The organism is Arthrobacter sp. Dra40, assembly GCF_059091905.1.
The window spans coordinates 1-6,866 of sequence record NZ_JBNHHB010000247.1 but is presented as its reverse complement, the minus strand read 5'-3'; the positions used below and the strand labels follow the sequence as shown (position 1 = coordinate 6,866).

The 6,866-nt window shown below is 66.8% G+C and carries 7 protein-coding genes; all 7 read left to right on the top strand.

Going from position 1 to position 6,866, the window contains the following annotated elements; translation table 11 throughout:
* Window positions 1-752 (top strand): HAD hydrolase-like protein (locus AC5RWT_RS32835; protein WP_494083866.1); only part of this gene is annotated, 752 nt, incomplete at its 5' end.
* A complete protein-coding gene (locus tag AC5RWT_RS32830; protein ID WP_494083865.1) occupies window positions 749-1,414 on the top strand; it encodes a lysophospholipid acyltransferase family protein in 666 nt (221 codons plus the stop codon). The genes AC5RWT_RS32835 and AC5RWT_RS32830, both read left to right, overlap by 4 nt.
* A gap of 48 nt (window positions 1,415-1,462) precedes the next feature.
* Entirely contained in the window at window positions 1,463-3,487 is a 2,025-nt protein-coding gene (gene uvrC / locus AC5RWT_RS32825; RefSeq protein ID WP_494083864.1) for an excinuclease ABC subunit UvrC, read from the top strand.
* Window positions 3,488-3,519: 32 nt separating this feature from the next.
* The gene (gene rapZ, locus AC5RWT_RS32820; protein ID WP_493967515.1) at window positions 3,520-4,434 is read left to right on the top strand and encodes an RNase adapter RapZ; all 915 of its coding nucleotides are present in this window, start codon (window positions 3,520-3,522) and stop codon (window positions 4,432-4,434) included.
* Window positions 4,434-5,474: a gluconeogenesis factor YvcK family protein gene (locus AC5RWT_RS32815; RefSeq protein ID WP_494083863.1), complete on the top strand. Its 1,041-nt coding sequence runs from the start codon at window positions 4,434-4,436 to the stop codon at window positions 5,472-5,474. The genes rapZ and AC5RWT_RS32815 overlap by 1 nt, the downstream gene beginning before the upstream one ends.
* A gap of 15 nt (window positions 5,475-5,489) precedes the next feature.
* A complete protein-coding gene (gene whiA / locus AC5RWT_RS32810) occupies window positions 5,490-6,470 on the top strand; it encodes a DNA-binding protein WhiA (RefSeq protein ID WP_493967517.1) in 981 nt (326 codons plus the stop codon).
* A 134-nt stretch (window positions 6,471-6,604) separates the two neighbouring features.
* On the top strand, window positions 6,605-6,866 hold a 262-nt coding region (locus tag AC5RWT_RS32805), incomplete at its 3' end, for a superoxide dismutase (RefSeq protein ID WP_494083862.1).

Here is a 6,866-nt window from a genome sequence, read left to right as displayed (position 1 = left end):
GCCGATCCGCGGATCTGTGGGAAAATGCCCGGGTGACTCAATTGCCTGCGCTGGTCTTGTTCGACCTTGACGGAACCCTTGTTGACCCCGCGGGCGCTATCACCACCGGAATTGCCGGCGCGCTCGAAGCTGCCGGCCTGCCGGTTCCGCCCGATGAGGTTCTTGAGTCCCTGGTAGGGCCGCCGCTGGGTGACTCGCTGCGCGGCGCCGGGGTGCCGGAGCACCGGCTCGCTGAGGTTATTGCGTTCTACCGGGCCGGCTACCGGCGGCACGGGATGGCGGCAAGCCGGGTGTACCCGGGCATCATCGAACTACTGGAACGGCTCCGTTCCGCGGGCATGGTTTTGGCCGTCGCAACGCAGAAGCCGACGGGGTTGGCACGGGAACTGCTGCGGCTCAAGGGCTTGGAGAAGTTTTTCGTCGGGGTCCATGGAGCCGGGGGCGACGATCCGGCGCCGGCGGCTCCGGGTCTGGGCAAGGTGCCGATCCTGCAGGCGGCGCTGGAGAGCGGCAAGGACGCGTTCGGCCGCGCGGTCATGGTGGGCGACCGGCTCTACGACATGGCTGCTGCGCGCCATCATGGCGTGCCGGGTATCGGAGTCAGCTGGGGATTCGCCGCCGGCGGCGAGCTGGAAGCTGCCGGCGCGTCCGTCGTCGTCGACTCAGCGGAAGAGCTTGAAGCAGCCATTGCAGACCTCACCGCCGTGCAACCGGAGAGCGTCCCGGCCGGACGCCGCGGACCGGCCGCATGAGGACGTTCGAAGCGACGCGCGCCTCGTTCCGCGCCGGCCTGCGGTTCAGTTGCCGGCCAACAATTGAAGGCATTGCCAATTTTCCCGCAGCCGGCCCGGTGATCGTTGCCCCGAACCACCTGTCGTTCTTCGACAGCGTGATCATCCAGGCGATGATGCCGCGCAAGGTGGCTTTTTTCGCCAAGGCAGAATACTTCACGACGAGGGGCCCCAAAGGCGCTGCCATGCGCTGGTTCTTCCACAGTGTTGGCTCCATCCCGGTGGAGCGGGGGGAACAGGCAGCCAGCGTGGCGGCACTGCAAAGCGCCGTGGACGTTCTGGAACGCAACGAGGCTTTCGGGATTTATCCTGAAGGAACGAGGTCCCGTGACGGCAAGCTCTACCGGGGGCGCACCGGCGTGGGATGGTTGGCCCTGACGACCGGAGCGCCGGTGCTGCCGGTCGGGCTGATCGGCACCGAGCAGCTCCAGCCCGCCGGGAGGATGATGATCCGGCCGAACCACTTCACCGTGCGGATCGGCAAACCACTGTACTTCCAGCGGACCGGACCGGAACATGCCCTGCCGGCGCGCCGGTCCGCAACTGACCAGATTATGGATGCGATTGCGGATCTGACCGGCCAGGAACGTTCGCACAGCTACAACAAGACGCCGTCGGCTTGACCGGCCGCACGGCACCAAGGACCCAGGCGAGGAAGGGAGTGTCCGGCCATGGCTGATCCTGCTTCCTACCGGCCCCGGACGGGGGAGATCCCGACCAATCCCGGCGTCTACCGCTTTCGGGACGAGCACCGCCGCGTCATCTATGTTGGCAAGGCGAAGAACCTCCGGTCGCGGCTCAACAGCTACTTCGCGAGCCCGAGGAACCTGCTGCCCAAAACCTATGCCATGGTGCACACAGCCGCTTCGGTGGAGTGGACGATCGTGGGCAGCGAGCTGGAAGCCATCCAGCTGGAGTACACGTGGATCAAAGAGTTCACGCCGCGCTTCAACATCATGTTCCGGGACGACAAGTCCTACCCCTATCTGGCCGTAACGATGGGGGAGAAGTTCCCGCGCGTGCAGGTGATGCGCGGCGAACGGCGCAAGGGCGTGAAATACTTCGGCCCGTACTACCCGGCCAAGGCGATCCGCGAGACGGTGGACACGCTGCTACGGGTTTTCCCGGTCCGTACCTGCAGCACCGGCGTCTTCAACCGCGCCCAGCGCACCGGCCGGCCCTGCCTGCTGGGCTACATCGACAAGTGCGCGGCCCCTTGCGTGGGCCGGATCTCGCCCGAGGACCACAAAGCACTGGCCGCCGAGTTCTGCGCGTTCATGGGAGGGGAAGCCGACCGCTTTATCCGTGCGCTGGAGAAGAAGATGGCCGCAGCGGTGGCCGAACTCGACTATGAAGCGGCTGCCCGGCACCGCGACGATATCGCCGCGCTGCGCCGCGTCTTCGAACGCAATGCCGTGGTGCTGAGCGAAGACACCGACGCTGACGTTTTCGCCCTGGCGCAGGACGAGCTGGAGGCGGCCGTCCAGGTTTTCCATGTGCGCGGCGGACGGATCCGCGGACAGCGCGGCTGGGTGGTGGAAAAAGTCGAAGACCAAAGCACGGCCGACCTGGCCGAGCACCTGCTGCAACAGGTGTACGGAGACGCCGACGGACCGGACCGGATTCCGCGGCAGGTGATGCTGCCGCAGGAACCGGAGAACGCCCCCGAACTGCAGGCCTGGCTGAGCGGACTGCGGGGCAGCAAAGTGCAGATCCACGTGCCCAAACGCGGCGACAAGGCGGCCTTGCTCTCCACCGTGAGGGAGAACGCCGAACAAGCCCTGGCGCTGCACAAGAGCCGGCGCGCTGGCGACATCACCACGCGCTCGGCGGGCCTCCAGCAGCTCCAGGAGGCCCTGGACCTGCCCGTGGCGCTGCTGCGGATCGAGTGCTACGACATCTCCCACGTGCAGGGAACCAACGTGGTGGCGTCCATGGTGGTGGTCGAAGACGGGCTGCCGAAGAAATCCGACTACCGCCGCTTCGCGATCACCGGCGAGGCGGCCCGCGACGATACGTCCGCGATGTACGACGTGATCAGCCGCCGGTTCCGGAACTATCTTGCCGAACAAGGACAACCGCCCGGTGCACCGGCAGCAGGCGCAGCCGGCGTGGCTGCGGAGGAGGCGATCGGCGCCGCCGGCGGGGACACCGCCGTCGTGCTTGAAGCAACCCTGACACCCGCGCCCAAGACGAAGTTCGCCTACCCGCCCAACCTGGTGGTGGTGGACGGCGGACCGCCCCAGGTGGCCGCGGCGTCCCGGGCACTGGCGGATCTGGGCATCACCGACGTGTTCGTGGTCGGCCTGGCCAAGCGGCTGGAGGAAGTATGGCTGCCCGACGACGATTTCCCGGTGATCCTGCCGCGGTCGTCCGAGGGGCTGTTCCTGTTGCAGCGCATCCGGGATGAGGCCCACCGGTTCGCGATTGCCTACCATCGGCAAAAGCGCGGCAAGGCCATGACGGTGTCCGTGCTCGACGGCATCCAGGGGCTGGGGCCGGCAAAGCGGAAGGCGCTGTTGAAACATTTCGGCTCGGCGAAGAAACTCAAGGCAGCCAGTGTGGAGGAGTTGCAGCAGGTGCCGGGCATCGGCCCCGCGCTGGCCGCTTCGCTGAAGCGCCAGCTGGCCCCGGAAGCCACAGAGGAGCAGGCACCGGCGGTGAATATGGCGACCGGCGAAATCATCGAATCTTAGTTAGGCTGGAGATTCAATCGAGGAGTGGTCGGATGGATGGAATGACGATGACAGTGGACGAGGACTTGACGCCGGAAAAGCCGGTGGAATCCGAGCTACTGGTGGTCACCGGAATGTCCGGCGCCGGCCGGACCACTGCCGCGCATGCCCTCGAAGACCACGGCTGGTATGTGGTGGACAACCTGCCGCCGCAGATGCTGGGAACGCTGGCCGAACTGGTGTCGCGGATGCCCCAGTCGCTGCCCAAGCTTGCCGTGGTGGTGGACGTGCGCAGCCAGAGCCTCTTCCGCGACATCCGCGAGGCTTTGCATGCCCTCGCGGCCAGCGGCATCCACTACCGGGTACTCTTCCTGGACGCCTCGGAGGAGGTGCTGGTCCGCCGTTTCGAACAGGGCCGCCGGCCGCACCCCTTGCAGGGCAACGGCCGTATTTCGGACGGCATCACCACCGAGCGGGAGCTGTTGAGCAGCCTCAAAGACTCGGCCGACCTGGTGGTGGATACCACCGAGATGAACGTCCATGCCCTGGCCACGGCCATCACTGAACTGTTCACCGAATCCGGCCCCATCGTGTTGCGCATCAACGTGGTCAGCTTCGGGTTCAAGTACGGGCTTCCGGTGGACGCAAACTTCGTTGCCGACGTCCGCTTCATTCCGAACCCGCACTGGGTCCCCTCGCTGCGCCCGTTCACCGGGCTGGACGCCAAGGTCCGCGACTACGTGCTGGTGGATTCCGGTGCCGAGGAATTCGTGAACCGCTATGTGGAAGCTCTTGAGCCGGTGCTGGAGGGCTACCGGCGCGAAAACAAGCACTACGGCACCATCGCGGTCGGGTGTACCGGCGGCAAGCACCGGTCGGTAGCGGTCGCCGAGGAAATCGGAAAGCGGCTGGCCCAGTTGCCCAGCGTCAAAGTGACTGTCCAGCACCGCGATCTGGGGCGCGAGTAGTGGCCATCCTGACCGGACCGATGCCGCTGGTTCCCGTCCCGGGAACCTCCCGCAGCCGGACCGGCAAGAGCGGAGCGCCTCCGTCCGTCGTGGCGCTGGGCGGCGGACACGGGCTGTCTGCCTCGCTGGGCGCGCTGCGGTTGCTCACCACGGAGTTGACGGCCATCGTCACGGTGGCTGACGACGGCGGATCCTCCGGACGCCTGCGGCAGGAGTTCGGCGTGCTCCCGCCGGGAGATTTGCGGATGGCCCTCGCCGCGCTGTGTGACGACACTGATTGGGGCCGGACCTGGCGCGATGTGATGCAGCATCGATTCAAATCAGCCCCGGGCGCCGAACCATCGCTGGACAACCACGCCTTGGGCAACTTGCTGATTGTCACGCTCTGGGAGTTGCTGGGGGACCCGGTCGCCGGTCTGAAGTGGGCCGGTGCGCTGCTGGGAGCACGCGGCGAGGTGCTGCCGATGGCCACCGTGCCGCTGACCATTGAGGGCGACGTGCTGGTTCAGGGCGAGGACGGTCGGTTGCGCACCACGCTGATTTCCGGCCAGTCCCGGCTGGCGGCGGCCGGACGGAACAGCCACGTCAACAACGTGCGCCTGCTGCCGGACGATGCCCCCGCTTGCGTCGAAGCGCTGAACGCCGTTGAGTATGCCGACTGGGTCATCCTGGGACCGGGGTCCTGGTACACATCGGTCCTGCCGCATCTGATGCTGAAGGACATGCGCGACGCGCTGTGCGACACTCCGGCCCGGCGTTGCCTGACGATGAATCTGTCCGTGGACACGAAGGAGACCTCAGGCATGACCGCCGCGGACCACCTGGCTGCCGTTAAGCGCTGCGCACCAGGGATGCGGTTCGACGTCGTGTTGGCCGACCCGGCCGTGATCGATAGCAGGGAGCGTTTCGAGGATGCCGCGGCCGAACTCGGTGCGCGCGTGGTCTTCGGTAGAGTAGGAAGTTCAGGTGGACGCCCCGTACACGATCCGCTGAGACTGGCAAGTGCCTACCATGACATTTTCGGGGACAGCAAGGATTAGGTAAGGACAAGGTGCATGGCGCTGACCGCAGCAGTCAAGGATGAGCTCGCTCGCCTTGACATCAAGAAGTCCCAGGTACGGAAGGCGGAGGTTTCGTCAACGCTCCGCTTCGCAGGGGGGCTTCACATCATTTCCGGCCGCATCGTGATTGAGGCCGAAGTTGATCTGGCTGCGACGGCCCGGCGGCTGCGCACCGCCATCGCCGAAGTGTACGGCCACAGCGGTGACATCATCGTGGTCTCCGGCGGGGCACTGCGCCGCGGGAACCGCTACGTGGTGCGCGTGGTCAAGGACGGCGAGTCGCTCGCCCGGCAGACCGGGCTGCTGGACGGTCGCGGCCGCCCGGTCCGTGGCCTGCCGTCCGTCGTCGTCAATGGCTCGGCGGCCGACGCCGAGGCAGTGTGGCGCGGCGCCTTCCTGGCGCACGGATCGCTGACCGAACCCGGCCGCTCTTCGGCACTGGAAGTCACCTGCCCCGGTCCGGAGGCCGCGCTGGCGCTGGTGGGGGCCGCCCGGCGCCTGGGCATCGCGGCCAAGGCGCGCGAAGTCCGCGGGGTGGACCGGGTGGTCATCCGCGACGGCGACAGCATCGCCGCGCTCTTGACCCGGATGGGTGCCCATGATGCGCTGATGGTGTGGGAAGAACGCCGAATGCGGAAGGAAGTCCGTGCCACCGCAAACCGCCTGGCCAACTTCGACGACGCCAACCTGCGTCGCTCGGCCCAGGCAGCGGTTGCAGCGGGGGCGCGCGTGGAACGGGCGCTGGAGATCCTCGATGAAGAAGTGCCGGAGCACCTGCGCTACGCCGGCGAACTCCGGGTTGCCCACAAGCAGGCCTCCCTCGACGAACTCGGCCGCTTGGCGGATCCTCCCATGACCAAGGACGCCATTGCCGGCCGGATCCGCAGGCTGCTGGCCATGGCCGACAAGCGGGCCCTGGAACTGCGCATTCCGGGGACGGAAGCCAACGTCACGCCGGAGATGCTCGACGACTAAGCACAGCACGGGCACCGGGGTACGCCCGGACACCGGTCAACGGAGACCGGCTTGAGCTGCCGGACGGAAACCGCCGTCCGGTTGGACCATCCGACCCGGCCGCCAACAGCGGCAGGGAGAAGACGGAGGAAACCATGAGCACGTACCAACTGCCCGAGCTCGATTACGATTACGCAGCCCTGGAACCGCATATCTCGGCCCGGATCATGGAGCTGCACCACTCCAAGCACCACGCCACCTACGTGGCCGGCGCCAACACCGCCCTGGATCAGCTCACCGAGGCACGGGCCAGCGGCGACTTCGGCAACGTGCCGAAGCTGTCCAAGGACCTGGCCTTCCACTTGGGCGGCCACACCAACCACTCGATCTTCTGGAAGAACCTCTCCCCGGAAGGCG